Origin of the sequence: Undibacterium sp. Xuan67W, from assembly GCF_049340165.1 — a bacterium.
Taxonomy (GTDB): domain Bacteria; phylum Pseudomonadota; class Gammaproteobacteria; order Burkholderiales; family Burkholderiaceae_D; genus Undibacterium.
The window spans coordinates 1-1,078 of record NZ_JBMPPN010000054.1; the positions used below are offsets into that span (position 1 = coordinate 1).

Consider the following 1,078-nt stretch of genomic DNA (forward strand, 5'->3'; position numbering starts at 1 on the left):
ATTTTTTACTGGTGTATGTGCAGTTTAAGCCACAATTTACAGAGATGGCACTAATTCTGGCATAGCCATTGACAAGTTCGATCGTGTAGTTCTGAGTAACGCCACTAGCTCCGGTGGAGGCAGTGTTAGCTGGATTCAGGTAATTAAACGTTACTTTTTCAATGCCAGTTCCATGCTCAGAGCTGATGGCATTTCCGTAATTGTCGTAAGTCCAAGTAGCAAATCGCGCATTATTTTCATCAATGATACCTGTCAACGCTGTGGGAAAAGTTGCATTCTCGTAAAGATATTGACGTTTGCTATTACCGGGATAGATAACACTCGATACATTATCCTTACCATCATAGGTCCAGATCTGGACAAACCCAAACCTTTACCTACAGCGACGGTATTACTAACAATACGTCCATTAGTCGGCTGCCTGTAAATGCACCTGTTTGTCCTAATATTAAGGTCGGTGCTTTGTTGCCCGCTGGGTTGCTACTGTGTGTTACAGACTCTTATGGTCAGCAGATCCAGTTCGAATATGATGAAAAAAATCGCATTTCCAAAATTGTTACTCCTGGCAATTTGCCCTATGTCTATGAATATGATGGTGCATCAGGTGGTTGTTCTACGTTTAACTTCCGTAATGTCGCTTGTTATGCCAATAATCTGACTAAGGTGACTTTCCCTGACGGGAAGTATAGAACCTATGTTTATAACGAGGCATCACAAATAAATAGTGGCAATGCTTGCCCCAATAATCCCGGCATTTCCGCTGGGTTGGGGCATCTCTTAAATTCATTGACCAGCATTGTTGATGAGAATGGCGCTCGCTACACTAGTTGGAATTATGATTGTTCAGGTAGAGCAGTAGGGGATCAGTTATTTGGTGATGTAAATAAACTGACAATTGCTTTTAGCGCTGTTGACTTAAGCAATCTCACTTCGACATCCTCGGTTACAAATGTCTACGGACCTGTCGGTAGTTCACTGACCACAACGCACCAACTCACTTTTAAATATATTCTGGGTGTGCCAAGAGTCATTGATAAAGATCATCCGTGCGCAGAATGCGGGACGATTAAGAGTTACA

The 1,078-nt window shown here is 42.4% G+C and carries 2 pseudogenes; one reads left to right on the forward strand and one right to left on the reverse strand.

Features of this window, described 5'->3' with window-relative positions:
• Nucleotides 1-256: pseudogene (locus ACO0LE_RS20205) on the reverse strand (hypothetical protein); the annotation flags it as partial.
• 206 nt (nucleotides 257-462) lie between these two features.
• Between ACO0LE_RS20205 and ACO0LE_RS20210 the strand changes: the two are divergent.
• Nucleotides 463-1,078 (forward strand): annotated as a pseudogene (locus tag ACO0LE_RS20210) (hypothetical protein); the annotation flags it as partial.